General features: G+C 37.8%; 20 protein-coding genes and 5 pseudogenes. 8 read left to right on the plus strand and 17 right to left on the minus strand.

From position 1 onward, the window contains the following. Positions 1 to 159: 159 nt before the first annotated feature. From AYS37_RS01145 to AYS37_RS08945, 13 genes and pseudogenes are all read right to left on the minus strand, one after another. A complete protein-coding gene (locus AYS37_RS01145; protein WP_000532086.1) occupies positions 160 to 882 on the minus strand; it encodes a YebC/PmpR family DNA-binding transcriptional regulator in 723 nt (240 codons plus the stop codon). Then, a complete protein-coding gene (gene hemB, locus AYS37_RS01150; RefSeq protein ID WP_000476625.1) occupies positions 883 to 1,854 on the minus strand; it encodes a porphobilinogen synthase in 972 nt (323 codons plus the stop codon). Further along, positions 1,839 to 3,206 carry an acid-sensing histidine kinase ArsS gene (gene arsS / locus AYS37_RS01155; RefSeq protein ID WP_001212468.1) on the minus strand — a complete coding sequence of 456 codons (1,368 nt, stop codon included), beginning with the start codon at positions 3,204 to 3,206 and terminating at the stop codon, positions 1,839 to 1,841. The genes hemB and arsS overlap by 16 nt, the downstream gene beginning before the upstream one ends. A gap of 25 nt (positions 3,207 to 3,231) precedes the next feature. Next, positions 3,232 to 3,909: an acid response regulator transcription factor ArsR gene (arsR, locus tag AYS37_RS01160; protein WP_000573710.1), complete on the minus strand. Its 678-nt coding sequence runs from the start codon at positions 3,907 to 3,909 to the stop codon at positions 3,232 to 3,234. A 407-nt stretch (positions 3,910 to 4,316) separates the two neighbouring features. Then, on the minus strand, positions 4,317 to 4,793 hold the full coding sequence (locus AYS37_RS01165; protein ID WP_001874469.1) for a CiaD-like domain-containing protein: 477 nt from the start codon (positions 4,791 to 4,793) through the stop codon (positions 4,317 to 4,319). After that, the gene (locus AYS37_RS01170; protein WP_001127783.1) at positions 4,784 to 5,047 is read right to left on the minus strand and encodes a tetratricopeptide repeat protein; all 264 of its coding nucleotides are present in this window, start codon (positions 5,045 to 5,047) and stop codon (positions 4,784 to 4,786) included. The genes AYS37_RS01165 and AYS37_RS01170 overlap by 10 nt, the downstream gene beginning before the upstream one ends. A gap of 46 nt (positions 5,048 to 5,093) precedes the next feature. Further along, the gene (locus tag AYS37_RS01175; RefSeq protein ID WP_001077505.1) at positions 5,094 to 6,362 is read right to left on the minus strand and encodes a peptidase U32 family protein; all 1,269 of its coding nucleotides are present in this window, start codon (positions 6,360 to 6,362) and stop codon (positions 5,094 to 5,096) included. A 2-nt stretch (positions 6,363 to 6,364) separates the two neighbouring features. Further along, positions 6,365 to 7,096, minus strand: a complete 732-nt coding sequence (cheZ, locus tag AYS37_RS01180) for a protein phosphatase CheZ (protein WP_000191043.1) — start codon at positions 7,094 to 7,096, stop codon at positions 6,365 to 6,367. Positions 7,097 to 7,165: 69 nt separating this feature from the next. Beyond that, on the minus strand, positions 7,166 to 8,257 hold the full coding sequence (prfB, locus tag AYS37_RS01185) for a peptide chain release factor 2 (protein WP_000371121.1): 1,092 nt from the start codon (positions 8,255 to 8,257) through the stop codon (positions 7,166 to 7,168). A gap of 60 nt (positions 8,258 to 8,317) precedes the next feature. Continuing rightward, on the minus strand, positions 8,318 to 9,493 hold the full coding sequence (locus tag AYS37_RS01190) for a molybdopterin molybdotransferase MoeA (RefSeq protein ID WP_000622904.1): 1,176 nt from the start codon (positions 9,491 to 9,493) through the stop codon (positions 8,318 to 8,320). A gap of 9 nt (positions 9,494 to 9,502) precedes the next feature. Then, entirely contained in the window at positions 9,503 to 10,270 is a 768-nt protein-coding gene (gene fliR, locus AYS37_RS01195) for a flagellar biosynthetic protein FliR (protein ID WP_000883882.1), read from the minus strand. Further along, a pseudogene (locus AYS37_RS01200) lies at positions 10,264 to 10,991 on the minus strand (EI24 domain-containing protein). The gene fliR and the pseudogene AYS37_RS01200 overlap by 7 nt, the downstream one beginning before the upstream one ends. Positions 10,992 to 11,098: 107 nt before the next feature. Then, positions 11,099 to 11,319 (minus strand): annotated as a pseudogene (locus AYS37_RS08945) (hypothetical protein). A 146-nt stretch (positions 11,320 to 11,465) separates the two neighbouring features. Between AYS37_RS08945 and cbf2 the strand changes: the two are divergent. From cbf2 to AYS37_RS08700, 4 genes and pseudogenes are all read left to right on the plus strand, one after another. Beyond that, the gene (gene cbf2 / locus AYS37_RS01210) at positions 11,466 to 12,365 is read left to right on the plus strand and encodes a peptidylprolyl isomerase CBF2 (protein ID WP_000739467.1); all 900 of its coding nucleotides are present in this window, start codon (positions 11,466 to 11,468) and stop codon (positions 12,363 to 12,365) included. 13 nt (positions 12,366 to 12,378) lie between these two features. Then, positions 12,379 to 13,302, plus strand: coding sequence for a class II fructose-bisphosphate aldolase (locus tag AYS37_RS01215; RefSeq protein WP_000960451.1), 924 nt, complete (start codon positions 12,379 to 12,381; stop codon positions 13,300 to 13,302). 20 nt (positions 13,303 to 13,322) lie between these two features. Continuing rightward, complete coding sequence (efp, locus tag AYS37_RS01220) at positions 13,323 to 13,886, plus strand: elongation factor P (protein ID WP_000974265.1); 564 nt, start codon at positions 13,323 to 13,325, stop codon at positions 13,884 to 13,886. A 519-nt stretch (positions 13,887 to 14,405) separates the two neighbouring features. Continuing rightward, positions 14,406 to 14,570, plus strand: a pseudogene (locus AYS37_RS08700) (DNA cytosine methyltransferase); the annotation flags it as partial. Here AYS37_RS08700 and AYS37_RS08705 read toward each other — a convergent pair. After that, complete coding sequence (locus AYS37_RS08705) at positions 14,541 to 14,810, minus strand: hypothetical protein (RefSeq protein ID WP_080023629.1); 270 nt, start codon at positions 14,808 to 14,810, stop codon at positions 14,541 to 14,543. The pseudogene AYS37_RS08700 and the gene AYS37_RS08705 sit on opposite strands and share 30 nt — an antisense overlap. 160 nt (positions 14,811 to 14,970) lie before the next feature. Here AYS37_RS08705 and AYS37_RS01230 point away from each other — a divergent pair, with 160 nt between their 5' ends. The 4 genes and pseudogenes from AYS37_RS01230 to AYS37_RS08570 all read left to right on the plus strand — a co-directional run. Then, on the plus strand, positions 14,971 to 15,252 hold the full coding sequence (locus AYS37_RS01230; protein WP_000943020.1) for a hypothetical protein: 282 nt from the start codon (positions 14,971 to 14,973) through the stop codon (positions 15,250 to 15,252). Positions 15,253 to 15,260: 8 nt separating this feature from the next. Beyond that, a complete protein-coding gene (locus tag AYS37_RS01235; RefSeq protein WP_000889632.1) occupies positions 15,261 to 15,530 on the plus strand; it encodes a type II toxin-antitoxin system YafQ family toxin in 270 nt (89 codons plus the stop codon). A 56-nt stretch (positions 15,531 to 15,586) separates the two neighbouring features. After that, positions 15,587 to 15,682: pseudogene (locus AYS37_RS08460) on the plus strand (DNA cytosine methyltransferase); the annotation flags it as partial. Then, positions 15,664 to 15,804, plus strand: a pseudogene (locus AYS37_RS08570) (LlaJI family restriction endonuclease); the annotation flags it as partial. The pseudogenes AYS37_RS08460 and AYS37_RS08570, both read left to right, overlap by 19 nt. Positions 15,805 to 15,874: 70 nt before the next feature. On the opposite strand, the gene pseI reads toward AYS37_RS08570, so the two are convergent. Genes pseI through AYS37_RS01250 form a run of 3 tightly spaced genes read right to left on the minus strand, consistent with a single transcriptional unit; the run spans position 15,875 to position 18,821 of the window. Next, on the minus strand, positions 15,875 to 16,903 hold the full coding sequence (gene pseI / locus AYS37_RS01240; RefSeq protein ID WP_000941797.1) for a pseudaminic acid synthase: 1,029 nt from the start codon (positions 16,901 to 16,903) through the stop codon (positions 15,875 to 15,877). A 2-nt stretch (positions 16,904 to 16,905) separates the two neighbouring features. Continuing rightward, entirely contained in the window at positions 16,906 to 17,547 is a 642-nt protein-coding gene (locus AYS37_RS01245) for an ABC transporter ATP-binding protein (RefSeq protein ID WP_000588223.1), read from the minus strand. After that, complete coding sequence (locus tag AYS37_RS01250) at positions 17,547 to 18,821, minus strand: apolipoprotein N-acyltransferase (protein ID WP_001236975.1); 1,275 nt, start codon at positions 18,819 to 18,821, stop codon at positions 17,547 to 17,549. The genes AYS37_RS01245 and AYS37_RS01250 overlap by 1 nt, the downstream gene beginning before the upstream one ends. Positions 18,822 to 18,889 lie beyond the last annotated feature (68 nt).

An 18,889-nucleotide genomic window follows, 5' to 3' on the forward strand; every position in this document is an offset into this window, starting at 1 on the left:
CTATTCATATTTGATCAAAACAAAAACCTTTATTCAATCAAAATAAGGTTAAAATCCAATAAAAAAGGAATTTTATAAATCTTTATAGGATTTTACAAGCTTATAGCAACAAAATTTTTTGTTGGTTTTGTTAAAAAATATTTTGAGCCTTTTAGCCTTTCACTCAATATTCGTATAAAGCGCGACCACATCATCATCGTCTTCAATCCTGTCTAGTAATTTTTCGGTAAGCTCCATTTGTTCGTCATTCAATTCAATGGGCGTTGTGGCGATGCGTTGCAAACTTGCTTTTAAAATAGGCAATCTCAAGCTTTCAAACCCCTCATTTAAGAGCTTGAAGCTGTTATAATCCCCCCTAATAATAATTTTATCCTCCACTTCTTCTAATTCTTCCAAACCATAATCAATGAGGGCGAATTCTAAATCTTCTAGGCTGAGTTTTAAATTTTCCACTTCATTTTTCAAGCATTCAAACACGCTTTTTCTATTAAACATAAACTCTAAAGAGCCATTAGGCACGATGCTTGCCCCTTGCGTTTTATTGAAATAGCTTTTAAGGTTGGCGATCGTTCTAGTGGGGTTATCAGTCATGCATTCCATGATGATTAGCACGCCAAAATTCGCCTTACCCTCATAAGTGATTTCACTCAAATTCCCCTCTTTGCTGCTCGCTCTTTTAATCGCCGCGTCAATATTGTCTTTAGGCATGTTTTGCGCTTTAGCGTTTAAAATCGCTGTTCGCAGTTTGGCGTTCGTGTCCGGCTCGCTCCCGCCATCTTTTGCCGCTAGAGTGATCGCTTTGGCAAGCTTGGGGAAAACCTTACTCATCTTATCCCATCGTTTTTCTTTAGCCGCTCTTCTGTATTCAAACGCTCGTCCCATTCAATTCCTTTGTAATAAGTTAGCCACTTCTTTAGCATGATAGCTAATAATCATATCCGCTCCCGCTCTTTTAAAACAAGTCATTGTTTCTAACAGCACGCTTTCATAGTTGATCAGGTTGTGTTTTTGCGCGAGTTTGAGCATGGCGTATTCCCCACTCACATTATAGAGTGCTAAAGGGAGCAAAGTGTGATCTCTAATCTCTTTAACAATATCCAAATACGCTAAAGCCGGCTTCACCATTAAAATATCCGCGCCCTGCTTTTCATCTTCTAAACTTTCTAAAAGCGCTTCTTTTTGATTAGCGTAATCCATTTGATAGCTTTTGCGATCGCCAAAACTCGGTGCAGAGTTTGCCGCATCTCTAAAAGGCCCATAGTAGCTACTCGCAAATTTGGTGGAATAGCTCATGATGGGCGTGTGAAAATACCCGGCGTTATCTAGCGTTTTTCTCAAGCTTAAAACATTGCCATCCATCATGTTGCTTGGGGCTAGAATATCCACGCCGCTTTCGGCTAAAATAAGCCCTTGAAGATTTAAAATCTCTAGCGTTTTGTCGTTAGACACAGAATCGTTTTCTAAAATCCCGCAATGCCCATGGTCGGTGTATTCACAAAAACACAAATCCGCTATAACGATCAAATCCTTAAATCGTTTTTTAATTTCTCTCGTGGCTTTTGCGACAATGTGATCCTTATTTAACGCATGGCTTCCTGTAGCGTCCTTATGTTTAGGAATGCCAAACAATAAAACGGCTTTGATGCCTAAACCCACTAATTCTTCGCATTCTTTTAAAAGAGGCTTTATACTCATTTGATACACGCCGGGCATGGAGCTGATTTCGTTTTTAATATAACTACCGCTTTCTATGACAAATAAAGGAGCGATGAAATCATTAATATTTAAACGCGTTTCTCTTAACATCGCTCTTAAATTTTCGCTGCTTCGTAATCTTCTCAATCGTTTGAACATGTTCTCTCTTTTTGTTTTTCTTTAACCCCACAATTGGCTTTTTCTGTCCCCTTCATTCCCTTCACCTCTCTCAAATTTTCGGGGGGGGGGGGTAGCTCTTCATTATCCTCTTCTAAATCGTAAAAACTATTAAAAACGCAATCATGGATAGTGAAACAGATTCTTCCATTGCCATAATGATAGCTCAAATTCAATCCCATAGCCTCCAAAGCGTTTTTAATGATATACATGCCTAGCCCAAACCCATGGGCTTGGCTGGGGTTAGAAGATTTAAAATAAGGTTGCAAATACTTTTCAAAATCTTCTTTTAAAGGTTTGCTTTTATTAGACACCACCAAATCATTGCCGATGAAATCCAAAAACACCTGTTTGTCATCGCTGTGTTTGATTGCATTGTCTATCATGTTTTTTAACGCTATAGCAAACAATTCAAAATCCGCTTCAATAATGTAATTGGAAGAGGATACATGGATAGGGCTTTCTTTATCCTCGTCAATTAAAAGCATTTTTTCAATTTTATCGATCAAATCGCTCATTAAAAATTTTTCTTTATTGCTCCCATAGCTTTTGGAAGCGAGCTGTTCAATGCGGGCAAATTGCTCAATCAGCATGTTTAGGTGATCAAAAATGGAAATGAAGCGTTTTTGTGGCAATTCTTCTTTGAGCATAGAGCTTAGTATCTTGCCCTTAGTGATAGGGGTGCGCAATTCATGCATGATAGAGCGCAAAAATAAAACCCGAGATTCATTCATCGCATTGATTTTTAGAATGCAATTGTCAAATTCGTTAGCCAGATCCCCTATTTCATCTTTTTGCTTGCTTTTACAACTCACGCTTTTGTCCCCTTGAGCGAATCGCTTCACTTGAGATCTCAACTCTCTTAAGGGCAATAAACTCTGTAAAACAAATAAAAAGAGGAATAAAATCAATAATAAACCTACCGTGATAGCCAAGAAATAGTTCCTATAAGAAACCGAATGCAAATCTTTATAAAGCACAAAATGCTCATCCTTTTTTAAAAGGATAAAAACCATGTCGCTGAATTTAAACACTTCCGCATACCCAATATTCCTGTGGTGCAACTGGTGGCGTCTTTTGGCTAAAACCTTTTCTAAATTTTCTATCGTGGTTTCTCTAAAACCGATTTTATAGAGGTAATCTTCTATGGCTCTATAATCAGAGTAGTTATTTAAAATTTCATTGATAGTGGTAACAAACTGATAATGGCGCATTTCGTTTTGATAGTTTTCATGGCTGATTTGAGAAGACACGAAATAGTAAGCGAACGCTCCAAAACTAAAGAGCGTTATCATAAACAAAGCGACAACCTTAAAAAAGATAGAGAAACGCAAAACCCCTTAACTCCTTATTAGAATATCAGTATTCTAATTTATAACCAATCCCTCTAACAGAGATGATGTATTGCGGTTGCTTAGGATTTTTTTCAATCTTAGATCGCAAACGGCCAATGATCACGTCAATGCTTTTATTAGAGCTTTCAGGGTTGATGCTCTCGCTCTCAATCGCAATGCTTTCACGGCTAAACACATAACCTTTTTTGCTAATGAGAAGCGAAAGGATTTCATATTCAGCCCTGGTTAAGTCTAGCTTTTTTTCATGCATATACACTTCTCGGCTATCCTTATCTACCCTAAAGATATTCGCATCGCCTGGCTCACTCACTTCTTCTTTTTTATGAGAACGCCTGAGTAAGGATTGGATACGAGCTAACAATTCCTTAGGATCATAGGGTTTAGGGAGGTAGTCATCAGCCCCATAATCCAGCGCTTTAATCTTATCTTCCACATCACTTCTCGCTGAAGAAATAATAATAGGGATATGTTTTTGTTTGGAAATGCGCCTACACACTTCAAGCCCATCTAAATTAGGCAAAGTCAAATCCAATAACAACAAATCATAATTTTGTGTGTTAGCCGCACTAATGCCGGTATATGGCTCATCGTAATTGGTTACATGAATGCCATGTTGGAGCAAGAACTCGCTCAAAAACTCGGCTAATTCTATATCATCTTCTATCATTAAAACTTCTATCATACTTCAATTAACTCCTTCAATGATTTTTACAACTTTAAAAACGATTAACTCTGTTAATGTTTTAAGGGCTTGATTTTAGCATTTTATTACTAAAGATACCTTAAAGATGTCTTAAAAATAAAAATTCAAAACATTATCATAGTTATTAATGGGAATTTAAGGCTTTGTTTTCATGGAATATTGAAAATTAAAAAGCGCTTTGAGTGTTTTTTACCCTCAAAAGAGCCTGCATAAGCAAGCGACAATTTCTTATTTTAGGGGGGTTAAAAGGGGGAGAATGATTTCAAAATACCCCTATTCCCTTAAGGAAATGAGTTTAAAATAAAGTAACTAAAACCCCATTTTTTAAAATTAAAATAAAATTTCAGTGTCAGTATTTAATTAAAACAAAACTTTATTTTTGCATGCTACTTTGTGTTTTCTCGCTCCAAAGATTCCAATCGTTTTTCAAGCACGCTCAATTGGTATTGCAAGAAACGCGCCACTAAATCCAATCGCTCTAGGGCTTCCTTTTCTTCTAAAGCCTGCATGCCTTTCAATAACACTAAGGTTCTCTCTAGTAAATTTTTTAAAAAAACCCGCTCGTTTGGAATTAACACTTGCGTGGGGTTTTTGGGCGTGATTTCTTCTGTAATGATTTCTTGTGCTTCTTCTTTTTCTTCTGTATTTTCTTCTGTGATTTTTTCTTGCGTTTCTATTTTAGCAGCGTTTTTTGGCTCCGTGTTACTCATTGGTGGCGTTTCAGCGTTTTTGGCGTTTTGCAAATAGGGGGGCGTTTTGAAAAAAGAGGGCGTTTTTTGCGCCGTATTAAAACCATCGTCAATGGTTTTAGCCATTTTTTCAATTTCATTAAGGGTTTCTGAAATAATGTTTTTCAATTCCATTCTACCAGCCATTTTTCTAAATTCTCAACGCTCAAAAAATCCCCTTTGATAAAATTCAAATAGTGCCGCTCTAGTATTGCATCATGTTTGAAAGGAGTGCCATTTTTTTGGATTTTTTCCAAACGCTTCATTTGCTTTAACGCCTCTGCATGGTCAGGGGTTTTTTTTAAAATATTAGTATAAATTTGCAACGCTTCTTCAAAAAACCCTTGTTCTTCGTAAATATGAGCGAGCGTGATAGTTTCTAAGGGCATGCGTTTCTCTTAATTGTTTGTAATCCCTAATCTCTAAACGCCATTTTTAGACTCTAGCTTGGGTGCGTAAAAAACTAAAAGCTGGTAAGGGTGCGGGCAGTCGCACTAAATTCACATTCCCGCTATGGATAGTTTCTAACTCGGTGTTATTTTCTAAAAGGATTTTATACAGCACTAAATAAGAGCGTTTTTCAAAGGTATAAATTTTGCCAATTTCATTGACTACGGGCGTGATAGCCACATTTTTGGGAGCGATGATTTCATAAGCTATGTTAGTGGTGGTGGTGAATTTGCATGCAAAAAAACGCCCGTCTTCGGTGATTTCGCCATTGACTTGAAAATCCCCTTCGCTGATGGCTGTTTGGTGGTTTTGAGTATCCAACCTTTCAAAAGGTCTTCGCATCAAATAGCCGTCCGTAAAACCCCTGTTTTTAAGCGTGTTCAATTCGCTAGCATAAAAACTCGGCTTAAGGGTGTTATGGTAAAAATCATCAACCGCTAAACGATAGATGCGCGTGGTTTGCGCGGCGTAGTAACTGGACTTGGTGCGCCCTTCAATCTTAAGTGCACTAATGGCGTTGGAGCTTAAAATTTCAGCGATATGACTAGAGAGGTTCAAATCTTTAGCGTTAAAAATATGCGTGCCTACGCCCTCTTCTTCAACCAACCTCATCATCACGCCGTTATCAGGGTTTTTCACATAATATTCATAATCAAACCGGCAATCGTTCGCGCAACTCCCTCTATTAGGCACGCGCCCCTTTTGTAAAGCCGAAATCAAGCAACGCCCTGAAAAGGCAAAGCACATGCTCCCATGCACAAAGATTTCTAATTCCAAATTAGGTAGGGCTTTTTTAATTTCAATCGCATCATTCAGGCTCAATTCCCTAGCGCACACGATGCGTTTAACCCCTAAATCATAAAACACTTGCGCATCTAGCGTGTTTAAAACATTCGCTTGCGTGGATAAATGGATAGGAATGCGCGGGGCGATTTTTGAAGCGAGCTTGATGACACCAGGCGCAGCGATAATGAAAGCGTCTGGTTTTAGCTCTGCCATTTTATAAAGATGCTCTTCTAAAAGTTTGAGCTGTGAATTGAAAGGGAAACCATTGATCGTGGCATAGACTTTTTTATTTAGCGCATGGGCGTAGTCAATCCCTTCTTTAAAGGTCTCTAAAGTGAATTCCTTGCTGGCGCGATTGCGTAAAGAAAAGTGGCTCACCCCCCCATAAACCGCATCAGCCCCATAGTTGAGAGCGATTTTAAGTTTCTTTAAATTACCGGCTGGAGAGAGTAATTCAACTTGGTTCAAAACTACTTGGCTCCAAAAGAAGCGATCAAGGCTTCAATATCATCAGCGCTGGCTAAATCTTTATCGTCATCGCCGGTGATAAAAGTCGCTGAACTCACGCGCTTAGAATCATCAATTTTGCCTTCAAAAAGCGAATTCATGTATTGGCTGAGCGCTCGCATGACATTAACCACTCGTTCAATTTTTTGGCGGTGGATGTCTTGAAATTGCATAATATCCATCGCTTGCATGGAGCTATCAGAGCAATTAGTGGCTTCTTCTTCAATGCTTTTAAGGGCGTTTAGGATTTCTTGTTGCTCGTTGAGCGCGGTTTTAAAAGATTCAACATGGGGGAAATGACCATGCAAATTTTCAAAAACTTCTTGGTGTTTTTGCAAAGGTTCTTGGATTTTTTTAACCATTTTAGCGATCTTTTCAGCACTAGCTCCGATCAAATCCAGTTGATCAAAAATTTGCGTGGCTTTCACTTCAGAATCTCTTGTAACATCGTCTAATTGATGCACGACTTTATGCTCTTCAGTGGGGGGAGGGGGAGGCCATTCATTGGGGCTAATCTTGCCGTATTTTTCAGCGTCCTCTTTTTTGACGGTCATTTTTTCACTATAATTGGAATTCTCTTTACCCTCTTTAGGCTCTTCCTTAGCGTCCTCTTTAGCCTCTTCTTTAGCCTCTAGGGCTTCCAAATTTTCTAAATCGCCACCACTCATCAAAGCGTCTAATTCTTCTTGTGTCATTGTCGTTCCTTATGCGTTTAAAAAGCGTTTTATAGTAACCATAATTTATCGGCTATCATTTTAGCGCACTTAAGCTTTAGCAATCAAAACGCCCTCTAAAATCGCATCAATATCGCCGTCTAATATCGCTTCCACATTGCTATAAGCGATATTGGAGCGTGCGTCTTTGACTTGCTGGTAGGGGGCTAGAACATAGCTTCTTATTTGATGCCCCCAGCCGATCTCGCTTTTTTCTTCATTTTTGGCACTGCTTTGCTGTTTTTCTAATTCCAATTCATAAAGCTTGGATTTAAGCATTTTTAACGCGCTCGCCTTGTTTTTATGCTGGCTCCTGTCGTTTTGGCATTGCACCACAATACCGGTAGGGAAATGCGTGATCCTAACCGCGCTTTCTGTTTTATTGACATGCTGACCGCCTGCCCCACTGGCTCTGTAATAATCATAACGGACATCTTTTTCATCAATTTCTATATCAATATCATCGTCCAATTCAGGGCTAATTTGCACGCTCGCAAAACTCGTGTGCCGTTTGGCGTTCGCATCAAAGGGCGAAATCCTTACAAGCCTATGCACCCCGTTTTCATTTTTCAAATAGCCATAAGCGTTTTCGCCCTTAATGATAAAGGCGACCCCTTTAATGCCCGCTTCTTCGCCATCTTGGTAATCTAAAATCTCGCTTTTAAAGCCTCTTCTTTCTGCCCACCTCAAATACATGCGATACAAAATGCTCGCCCAATCCTGGCTTTCAGTCCCCCCCGCTCCAGGCTGAATGGTGATAATAGCGTTTGAAGCGTCGTTTTCACCGCTTAGCATGATTTCAATTTCCACTTTTTGCACGCTGTGCTCTAAAATGGGAGCCTCTTCATAGAGCAAGGATAAAGTAACCTCATCGTTATCGTTTTGAGCGAGTTCAAACAATTCCACGCTTTCATCTAAAGAATTTTTCGTTTTTTGATAGGTTTCTAGCAAGCGGTTCAAGCGCACTTTTTCTTTATTAGTGTCTCTGGCTTTTAAGACATCTTGCCAAAAATTAGGGTCTTCTTGCTCTTTTTCAATGCGTTCTAATTCTTGTTTGATCTTTTCAGGCTTGATGATCAAAGCGATATTATCGCATTTGTTTTGCAAGCTTTTTAACAATTCGCTATAGGTGTAGTTATCCACAAACAGAACCTTTATGAGTGGGGTTTTAAACTCACCATTATAGCATTGTTAAAAGCTAATTTAATTTTCAAACCTTAAAATTTCAATTTCGCCCTGAACTAATCCCACTCCTTCATCAATTAAAGCGATAGAATCCACTTGCGCAAGGGCTTGAATCGCTCCTGATTCATAGCGGTTGTTGTTGTAAGGAATGAATTGGTGGTTTGAATAGTTGCCTAAGATTAAATGCGTCCGTTTGTTATTAAGCTTTAAAGGGGCATTGATTTGAGCCTTAAAGGGTTTTAATTTAAAATCTTTATTTAAGGATAAGCGCTCCAATAAGGGTAGAATCAAAACTCGTAAAACGACTAAGCAACTTAAAGGATTACCCGGTAAGCCTATAATAATGCTTTGATTGAGTTGGGCTAAAGTTACCGGCTTTCCAGGTTTGAGATTGACTTTTTCGTAATAAAAAAGGGCGTTTTTTTCTTTCAAGGCGTCTTTAAAAAAGTCTTTATCTCCTACGCTCACCCCCGCGCTTGAAAGGATGACATCATAGTCTTGCAATTCAAGTATTTTAAGCTGTAAATTTTTATCATCTTTTAAAACCCCTAGAAAATGCGTGTTGTAGTTTTTAAGCATGTTAAAAACACCCACTGAATTGACATCATAAACTTGGCATTCTAGGGCGTTTTGTCCTAAAGACACTAATTCATCGCCGCTGCTAAAGAGAGCGATTTTTAATTTCCTAAACGCTTTGATTTCTTTGAACCCTTGAGAGGCAATGAGCGCGATATGCCCATAATTCAAACGGGTATTTTTAGGGACTAACACGCTGTTTAAAGAAGCGTTCTCGCCCTTTTGACGGATATTGGCGTGAATTTTAAAATCTTTGGGAGCTAGGGCAAAATTTTCATGGCTTTCTAACATACATTCTATAGGGACAATCGTTTCTATTCCCTTTGGCACCATCGCTCCAGTCATGATTTTAACGCATTCATTTTCTTTAACTTCTAAAGCGCTCACATCATCTCCGGCAAAGATGTGTTGGATAACTTGAGTTTTTTGGCCCAAATCTTGCATTTTAAACCCATAGCCATCCATTGCGCTTTGATTGAATTTAGGCAAAGCGTGAGTGCAAATAATATCTTCTGCCAAAACGCGCCCTATGCTTTCAAACAAAGAGACAACCTCTATTTCTAAGGGTTTTAAGGGAATGCTAGAATGGATTTTTAGAGCTTCTTTAAAACTAATCATGTTTATCCTTTAAAAAATTTTGCTAATGGCGCTAAAGGCCAAGCTGATTTCTTCTTTAAAACGCCCCATGATAGCCGAAGCGATTAAAATAATGCCCACAAACCCGATCGCAATTTTAACCGGAAACCCGATAGCGAGCAGGTTGAATTGAGGGTGGGTTTTCATGATCATGCCAAAAATAATATCGCTCAATAACACCAAGCATAAAATAGGGAACGCCATAGAAAACCCTATGACAAACAAGTGCGAAAAGGCTTTGACAATGTTTTTAGCTAATTCTGGCTCAAAGACAAATCGCCCTAAAGGGACGGCTTTTAAGCTGTGATCTACAAATAAAATGATTTGATGGTGGAACGATAAATCCAATAAAATTAAAATCGCTAACAATAAAAGGGCTTGCCCCACAATGGGTTTTTGCGATCCTGAAATGGGATCATAAGCGCTCGCCATGGTAAGCCCCATAGAAAAGCTAATGCTGTCAGTGGCAAACACTAAGCTCGCAAAAACGATTTGTAAAAAGACAGACGCGCACACCCCTAAAAACAGCTCGCACAAGCAAGCGATAATAAAACCCTCTGGCGTGTAAGCGGCGCTTGAAAATTCTAAAGTGGGGTAAAAAATCGCGCTCACATACAAGCTCAAAGCCCCACGCACCGACAAAGGCACTAAATGGTTTTCAAAAAAAGGGAAAAAAGACAGCACGCCACTAACCCTTAAAAACAACAAGAAAAAATCCCTGACATGGGGGGTGCTAAGCTCTTGGAGAAAATCTAACATTCTTTTTCTTTAAGGATAAAAAAGTAGTGCGCTAGCATTAGGGTTTGCAACAAGGTGGCAAAAAAATTAAAAAAAGGGATTAAGGAAAAAAGATAGCAAAAAAACGAGAAACGATAATGCTTTAACCGGTGCTGTTTGAGTAAATTTTGATAGCTTTGATAATTAAAAATCATGCTGGCTATATCCAAACTCATGGTGTTTTTGAAAAAAAGAAAATGCGGGACTATAGAAAAAAAGACCCCAAAGACCCCTATAAAGGGAATGAAATAAAGGGGCGTTAAAACCGCTAAGAATAAAAGCATAAAAGCGAGCGATTTTAAAAAATATTTAATAGAAAAAAAATAGAGCCAAATTCTTCTAAAACAACATGGGGATAATATTTTTGGTGCAAATAAGAAACCACTAAAGGGGTGTAAAAAATAGACGCAAAAATATTGATGACTAAACTCAAAAGAATCACGATCCAAAAAATAAGAAAATACACTAACGCTTTAAAAACCCATGCGAACACACCAGCAAAAAAGCCTTGAGAATGAGAGTAATCGCTTAAAGATTGCGGTAATAAAGTTTGGTAATAACCCACAATACTCCCGCCATTGTAGTAAAAAACAGCTCCAAAAAACGCCAAACTCAAAAGGATAGGGCCAAGATTGATTAAAAGCATTCTAGCGCTTAAAAAATCATTAAAGCTTTTTTTAAGGATAGATAAAGACAAAACCATAACTTGAAATCCTTCTCGCTTTGATAGGGTAATTTAAGCGCAAAGTCCCTTAATCTTACATAGTAAGCTTATCAATATGAGATTGATTAATAGAGTATAGAAGTTATTTAAGATGGAATAACATGTAGTAATTAAATACATTATGGGGTAAAACAATACCATCAGTATCCAAGGACACAAAACGATTACAACAGCAATGGTAAATATAATATTCATTGATTGTCTTATGAAATTTTGAATCTTCTTTAATATTCTTTTTCTTTCCAAAAAGAATGTAACAAACACCAATAAGGACAATAAATATTATTACAACATCTGTGGCAAACATTTTACCCACTTTGAATGGAATGAATAACTTTAAGCGTTTCTTACTCTTTAATGTGAGTTTTCTGTAATCATGGTAGCTGATTTTGTTTTAAATTTGCTATAATGTAAATTTAATGATGAAAATTAGTTTAGAGTGGAGAACACACAATGAAAAAAAATATCTTAAATTTAGCGTTAGTGGGTGCGTTGAGCATGTCGTTTTTGATGGCTAAGCCGGCTCATAACGCAAATAACGCTACACATAACACGAAAAAAACGACTGATTCTTCAGCAGGCGTGTTAGCGACAGTGGATGGCAGACCCATCACTAAAAGCGATTTTGACATGATTAAGCAACGAAATCCTAATTTTGATTTTGACAAGCTTAAAGAGAAAGAAAAAGAAGCTTTGATTGAGCAAGCCATCCGCACCGCGCTTGTAGAAAATGAGGCTAAGGCAGAAAAGCTTAATCAGACTCCAGAATTTAAAGCGATGATGGAAGCGGTTAAAAAACAGGCTTTAGTGGAATTTTGGGCTAAAAAACAGGCTGAAGAAGTGAAAAAAATCCAAATCCCAGAAAAAGAAATGCAAGATTTTTACAACGCTAATAAAGATCAGCTTTTTGTCAAGCAAGAAGCCCATGCTAGGCATATTTTAGTGAAAACCGAAGATGAGGCTAAACGGATTATTTCTGAGATTGACAAACAGCCAAAGGCTAAAAAAGAAGCCAAATTCATTGAATTAGCCAATCGTGATACGATTGATCCTAACAGCAAGAACGCGCAAAATGGCGGTGATTTAGGGAAATTCCAAAAAAACCAAATGGCTCCGGATTTTTCTAAAGCCGCTTTCGCTCTAACTCCTGGGGATTACACTAAAACCCCTGTTAAAACGGAGTTTGGTTATCATATTATTTATTTGATTTCTAAAGATAGCCCTGTAACTTATACTTATGAGCAGGCTAAACCCACCATTAAAGGGATGTTACAAGAAAAGCTTTTCCAAGAACGCATGAATCAACGAATCGAGGAATTAAGGAAGCACGCTAAAATTGTTATCAACAAGTAGATGAGGTGTTATCATGTTAGTTAAAGGCAATGAAATCTTATTGAAAGCCCATAAAGAAGGTTATGGGGTAGGGGCGTTTAATTTCGTGAATTTTGAAATGCTAAACGCTATTTTTGAAGCAGGAAACGAGGAAAATTCCCCGCTTTTCATTCAAGCGAGTGAAGGAGCGATCAAATACATGGGGATTGATATGGCGGTGGGCATGGTGAAAATCATGTGCGAACGCTACCCCCACATTCCTGTAGCCTTACACCTAGATCATGGCACGACTTTTGAAAGCTGCGAAAAAGCCGTGAAAGCGGGTTTCACTTCTGTGATGATTGATGCGTCTCATCATGCTTTTGAAGAAAATTTGGAATTGACTTCTAAAGTGGTCAAAATGGCGCATAACGCTGGAGTGAGCGTGGAAGCGGAGTTGGGGCGTTTGATGGGGATTGAAGACAATATTTCAGTGGATGAAAAAGATGCGGTGTTAGTGAATCCTAAAGAAGCGGAGCAGTTTGTCAAAGAATCTCAAGTGGATTACTTAGCCCCAGCTATTGGGACAAGCCACGGAGCGTTTAAATTTAAGGGCGAGCCAAAATTGGATTTTGAACGCTTGCAAGAAGTCAAAAGGCTCACTAATATCCCTTTAGTTTTGCATGGAGCGAGCGCGATACCGGATAATGTGAGGAAATCTTATTTGGACGCTGGAGGCGATTTGAAAGGCTCTAAGGGTGTACCTTTTGAATTTTTACAAGAATCCGTGAAAGGGGGGATCAATAAGGTCAATACTGACACGGACTTAAGGATCGCTTTCATCGCAGAAGTGCGCAAGGTGGCTAATGAAGATAAGAGCCAATTTGATTTGAGGAAGTTTTTTTCTCCGGCCCAATTAGCGCTTAAAAATGTGGTCAAAGAGCGCATGAAACTTTTGGGCAGCGCTAATAAAATTTAATCAACAAGGAAGAGTGTAACATGGCAATTGGGATGAGCGAGCTCAAAAAGGGCTTGAAAATTGAATTGGGCGGTGTGCCTTATAGGATCGTAGAATACCAGCATGTCAAGCCCGGTAAGGGTGCGGCTTTTGTGCGCGCGAAAATCAAGTCGTTTTTAGATGGTAAGGTGATTGAAAAGACTTTCCATGCGGGGGACAAGTGCGAAGAGCCTAATTTGGTTGAAAAAACGATGCAATACCTTTATCATGATGGCGATACATACCAATTCATGGACATAGAGAGCTATGAGCAAATCGCTTTGAACGACTCTCAAGTGGGTGAGGCTTCTAAATGGATGCTAGACGGCATGCAAGTGCAGGTTTTATTGCATAATGACAAGGCGATTTCAGTGGATGTGCCGCAAGTTGTGGCTCTAAAGATTGTAGAAACAGCCCCTAATTTTAAGGGCGATACTTCAAGCGCAAGCAAAAAACCAGCGACTTTAGAAACCGGTGCGGTCGTGCAAGTGCCTTTCCATGTTTTAGAGGGTGAGATCATTAAAGTCAATACGGAAACAGAAGAGTATCTTGAAAAGGTGAAGTGAGATTATCTTTTTATTGAGTTAGCGCTTTAGACACAGCTTTTTTGTCATAAGGGGTGTTTCAGCCCCTTTTTGGGCTTTGTTTAATGAGCTTTATTTAGAGCGTGTGTGGAATCTGTGATTAAAAATTATTTAGAATTTCTTTTCTCTGTTCTCGTTTGGAATTGATTATAAAATATAAAAAATGCTTTAGTATTTTTTACAATCTAAAAAGAGATTGATTTAACCAAGCAAATAATCTCTTAAAAAGCTGTCTTTGGGGGTTATGGAATTTGATTGGGGGTTAGGGGGATAAAAGAGAGAGAATTTTACCCCATTTGAAAGAGTGTGAGTTTAGGTATAAGAAGAACTTGCACTAAGTTTTATTGAAATGGATACGAAAAAATACGCTTGATTTATCTTGAGCTTTTTTATTTGGTTGCAATCGTTTTTAAAGTAAAAGCATGGTTGGTGGGTAAAATGAAACAAAAAATAAATTATCAAACAGGCTTTACAACGCTACCAATGGCATTAAGAACTTGAATGAACAAATATAATTGCATAGATTTATTTAGTGGGGTTGGTGGTTTATCATTGGGTTTTGCGAATACGAATAGATTTAATATTTTAGCCCACATTGAGTGGGAAAAACCTATGGTTGCTACAATGAGAAATGCTTTAATCAAACGCTTCAAGATTAGTGAAAAAGAAACAAAAAAAAGAATTATCACATTTGATATTCAAAAAACTGATGAACTGATAAATGGCTCTTGGAGTGGTGAAACTCTTAAAATTTATATGAGTTTGTGAGTTTTGAATTAAAAGAGAATTTAAAACTAATTGCGAGAAGTTTAGATTTTTTTCTTGCATTTGAGTTTGGATAGTTTGCCGTTGCTCTTTAGATAATCTAAGACTTTTAATAATTTGTTTGTTTGGATACTCACTTATTCCCTTATTTTGATTTTTGGGTGTCAATGGGGATTTGCCCCATTGCAAGCTATTTTGTATTACAAAATATATGCTTACCCCCTTTAATTGTAGTTTAGCATAGATTGGTTAGGGTTTAGATATAATGGGTTCATAATGTCGTTTGATACAAGGAGATGAGATGTTAAGAGATGTAGAAGTAGGAGTTAAATTTTATAAAGAGCTTGGCAAATTAGAAAAACAATTAGCTAAGTATCAAAGTAAAGTTTTAGAAATTAAAACACAAATGAGAGAGATTAAAAAGCAATATTCTCAAGCTAAGAAAGAGGAGAATTTAGCTAATAAATATACTCCTAATGATGAACTAAAACAAGATTTATTAGATATTGATAATCCTAATACGACTGAAAACTTTAAACCTAAAAATGCTAGTGAAATTTGGCAATTCGCTCTTAATTCTTAGGGGCTTGAATGCTAGAAATTGAGTTAAAAAAGAAATTCACTAAGGATTTAAAAAAGCATATTTTAAATCAAAAAATTGAGTTAGAAGTGTTTGACTTAGTGGTTGAAAATTTAAGAAATCAAATTCCATTGGATAAAAGATTTAAAGACCACTCTTTAAGTGGAATATACAAAGGCTGTAGAGAGTGCCACATTAAGCCTGATGTTTTGCTTGTGTATAGAGTGAAAGACAATGTTTTAACTTTGGTTAGGCTTGGGAGTCATAGTGAGTTGTTTTAAGGTTCGGATCGTGTGAAAAATTCAAAATTGCTTCAAAAAATTTCCTCACCTTTATCATAAGAGAAGCAGCGATTTTACAGACTTTCCCTAATGATTTTGAATTTATCGGATCGCAAGCGGCTTGTTTTAAAATGAGTGGAGAGGCAATTTAAAACAATATGAAAATATACAAGGAATTTTAATAGACACTAAATTTTTAATGCAAAATTATAACAAGAAATCCAATGATCTTTTAAAATTACTAGCAAAAAATGTGGAAGAAACTAAAATATAATTCTTAAAAATTTTAGTTAAAAATCAAATCTAAAACGATAGCAACAAAGCTTAAAACCCCCATTTTTTAATCAAACCTGCAATGAGGGTTCTATATCATCAGTGCTTAAAGGGGTGTTGGCTTTTAAGAATTTTGATGCCTTTTGGCCTAAAATTTCTTTATAAAATTTAGGGTGTAAGCCAAGGTTGGGGCGTAAGGCTTTGATATTATCGCTAGTCAATGCTTCGCCTTTTTGAATGTCCTTAATGACGAATAAAGAGCGCGCAAAAAATCTTCGCTCCTCTAAAGTCTTTGGATTGATTTTTGGCTCTTCTTCGCCTAAGGCTAAAACGCTTTGTTTGATGGCTCCAACCATGCTTTTAAATTCGTTAAAATCCATGCTAAAAGCGCTGTCTGGGGTTTGCAAGGATTTGTTTAAAATGAAATGCTTTTCTATCATGCTCGCCCCTAAAGTGGTGGCTAGAATGGGGCAAAGAGAGCCAATCGTGTGATCGCTCAAGCCAAATTTAACGCCAAAGGTTTCGCCTAATTTAACCATGCTCAACAAGTTAGCGTCTTCTAGTTTGCTGGGATAAGCGCTCACGCATTTTAAAAGGGTGATGTCAAAATTATTCACGCCTCTGCACAAAGAAATAGCGTCTTGCAATTCGGCGTGTGTGGCGATACCGCTAGAAAGGATAATGGGCTTTTGTGTGCGAGCGGCCTTTTCAATCAAGTCTAAATCAACGATTTCAAAACTAGCGATTTTATACATGGGGCAATCTAGGCTCTCTAAAAGCTCTAAAGCTTTTGAGCTAAAAGGCGAGCTAAAAATGCCTAAATCAAGCTTTTTAGCCAACTCAAACAATTCAGCATGCCATTCTAGGGGGGTAGAAGCCTTTTGATACAATCCATACAGATTTTCTTTATCCCATAAAGTGCCTTGAATGATGAAAGGATCTTCTTTAGAATCTAAAGTCATGCAGCTTGGCGTGTAAGTTTGGAGCTTGACAAAATCCGCGCCGCTTTCCTTAATGGCATGAAGGCTTTCTTTGGCTAGGTTTAAATCTTGGTTATGATTAGCGCTCAATTCAGCGACAATTTTAGGGCGTTGTAACATTTTTATTTTTCCTTAATTAAAGATTCTTTTTCTAAGCGATAGACTTGAGAGCAAGTGAAGGCTAAATGCTCATCATGCGTGGCTAAGACTAACGCCCCTTCGTTTTCTGTAATGTAATTTTGCAGCATGCTGATGACTTGATTAGCGCTAGTGGTGTCTAAATTCCCGGTGGGTTCATCAGCGATAATGATTTGGGGTTTTTTAGAAAGCACTCTGGCGATGCTTAAGCGTTGTTGCTGGCCGCCGCTCAATTCGCCCACGCCTTGTTTTAGGGTGTGGGCTATACCTAATTGTTCTAAAAGGGAATGATTTATTTCTTGCTTGGCTAGGATTGAAGCGACTTGCAAGTTTTCTAAAGCGCTAAAACCCTTAAAAAGGTAATGCGATTGGAAGATTATGCCCACTTTTAAGCGCCGTAATTCCAAAAGCTTTTTGGAATTTAAGGCATAAATATCCTGGTGTTCTAACAAACCGATCGTCCCACTATTGGGTTTTAGCATGGTGGCTAAATGGCTTAAAAGCGTGCTTTTACCGCTCCCACTCACGCCTAAAATCGCTAGGCTTTCTTTGGGCTTGATGTGCAAATTCACGCCATTATAAAGAGGCTTTTCAAAAGCATGAGAAATATTAATCGCTTTAATCATTATCGTTTCCTAAAAAGAATATCGCCTAATAAACTAGGGTTTAGAATGTAAGAAGTTGAAAAGTTCGCGCTGTGCAAGATGATTTTATCATAACGCCTTGCATAGTATTTTAAAAGCGTTTTTTGTAGGGTGGGTTCAATGCTTGGGCTAAACCATGCGTTATTGCTCATCACTATAAAAATTTTTGAAGGGCTGTTTGAATAAGCGGCTTTGGAAGTGCCTTCATAGCAAATCAGGGGGCGGAAAGTGAAATCGTCTAATGTAAAATCGCTGAAATGGGGAGCGTTGCGGTATGAATAAGCGCTCTCGCCAAAAAAGAGCTTTTCAAGGGGTTTTTGAAGAAACTTGGGTAAAGGCATGGTCTCGCCAAAGGGGGCTAAGATCACTTTATCAGCGATCTGAACGCCTTCTTTAGAAAATAAAAACGAGCTGTTATAAAGGCTATAGCCTTGGGTGCGCAATGTCCCTATTAAAATGGCGATCTTGTCGCTTAAATCTTCTAGTTGGGTTTTAAAAGGGGAGTTTTCTAAAGCGATAGGGTAAGCGGTCTCTGGAAAAACAATCAGGGTTTTTTGCTTGCTTTGAGCGAGCTTGATTTCTTTAAGAATATTGTTTTCAATGTTGTTAAGGTAGTTTGAATCAAATTTCAAATCTTGGGGCGTTCTTGTGGAAACTAATTCAATATTTCCAACCTTTTTTAAATCGCTTGTTTTAAAGAAATGAAAATCCAACGCGCCAAGCAGCAATAAAACCCCTATCATTCTGTATTTTTTAAGATTTTGAGCGCTCAAAAAAATGCAAGCTAAAAAAATAAGCCCTAGCGATAATTTATCCACCCTAAACACGCTATAAGAAAAAAAGCTATCCGGGACTAACCAATCAAATCCAAAAGGGTGGATAAAACTAGAGCCTAAAAAACTCAAAAGCCTGAAGTAGGGGTTTTCAAAATAGAGCAACAAATAAAATAAAACCCCATAAACTAACGCTATTAAAACAATGATTAAGGGCAATAAGTAAGTGAAATCCGAGTAGCGAAAGCTTAAAGCGCACCAATAAAACAATAACGCCCCCACGAAAAACCCCAAAGCAAAAGCGCTATTTCTAGGGGTTTTTAAAAACGCTAGCATGCTTAAAGGGGCTAATAGGCTTGTGAGTATGATAGAAATATAGGGGTTTTCAATCGCATAAGCGTCTAAAACAGCGTTCACATACACGCTTGAAACAAACATGCATGCCAATAAAAAAGCGTTTTGATTGAACAGAATAAGACGCATGGCTAGATTTTGAAACCTTGAGATTGTTTTAGTGTATTATAGCTATATTTTAATTTAAGAATTTTAGA

Origin of the sequence: Helicobacter pylori NQ4053, from assembly GCF_000274605.1 — a bacterium.
GTDB lineage: Bacteria > Campylobacterota > Campylobacteria > Campylobacterales > Helicobacteraceae > Helicobacter > Helicobacter pylori_CV.

Excerpts from the sequence above, each read along its gene's own strand:
- AYS37_RS01145 (WP_000532086.1), bottom strand. The coding sequence starts at position 882 with ATGGGACGAGCGTTTGAATACAGAAGAGCGGCTAAAGAAAAACGATGG.
- hemB (WP_000476625.1), bottom strand. The coding sequence starts at position 1,854 with ATGTTCAAACGATTGAGAAGATTACGAAGCAGCGAAAATTTAAGAGCG.
- arsR (WP_000573710.1), bottom strand. The coding sequence starts at position 3,909 with ATGATAGAAGTTTTAATGATAGAAGATGATATAGAATTAGCCGAGTTT.
- AYS37_RS01165 (WP_001874469.1), bottom strand. The coding sequence starts at position 4,793 with ATGGAATTGAAAAACATTATTTCAGAAACCCTTAATGAAATTGAAAAA.
- AYS37_RS01170 (WP_001127783.1), bottom strand. The coding sequence starts at position 5,047 with ATGCCCTTAGAAACTATCACGCTCGCTCATATTTACGAAGAACAAGGG.
- cheZ (WP_000191043.1), bottom strand. The coding sequence starts at position 7,096 with ATGACACAAGAAGAATTAGACGCTTTGATGAGTGGTGGCGATTTAGAA.
- AYS37_RS01190 (WP_000622904.1), bottom strand. The coding sequence starts at position 9,493 with ATGATTAGTTTTAAAGAAGCTCTAAAAATCCATTCTAGCATTCCCTTA.
- fliR (WP_000883882.1), bottom strand. The coding sequence starts at position 10,270 with ATGTTAGATTTTCTCCAAGAGCTTAGCACCCCCCATGTCAGGGATTTT.
- cbf2 (WP_000739467.1), top strand. The coding sequence starts at position 11,466 with ATGAAAAAAAATATCTTAAATTTAGCGTTAGTGGGTGCGTTGAGCATG.
- AYS37_RS01215 (WP_000960451.1), top strand. The coding sequence starts at position 12,379 with ATGTTAGTTAAAGGCAATGAAATCTTATTGAAAGCCCATAAAGAAGGT.
- efp (WP_000974265.1), top strand. The coding sequence starts at position 13,323 with ATGGCAATTGGGATGAGCGAGCTCAAAAAGGGCTTGAAAATTGAATTG.
- AYS37_RS01230 (WP_000943020.1), top strand. The coding sequence starts at position 14,971 with ATGTTAAGAGATGTAGAAGTAGGAGTTAAATTTTATAAAGAGCTTGGC.
- AYS37_RS01235 (WP_000889632.1), top strand. The coding sequence starts at position 15,261 with ATGCTAGAAATTGAGTTAAAAAAGAAATTCACTAAGGATTTAAAAAAG.
- pseI (WP_000941797.1), bottom strand. The coding sequence starts at position 16,903 with ATGTTACAACGCCCTAAAATTGTCGCTGAATTGAGCGCTAATCATAAC.
- AYS37_RS01245 (WP_000588223.1), bottom strand. The coding sequence starts at position 17,547 with ATGATTAAAGCGATTAATATTTCTCATGCTTTTGAAAAGCCTCTTTAT.
- AYS37_RS01250 (WP_001236975.1), bottom strand. The coding sequence starts at position 18,821 with ATGCGTCTTATTCTGTTCAATCAAAACGCTTTTTTATTGGCATGCATG.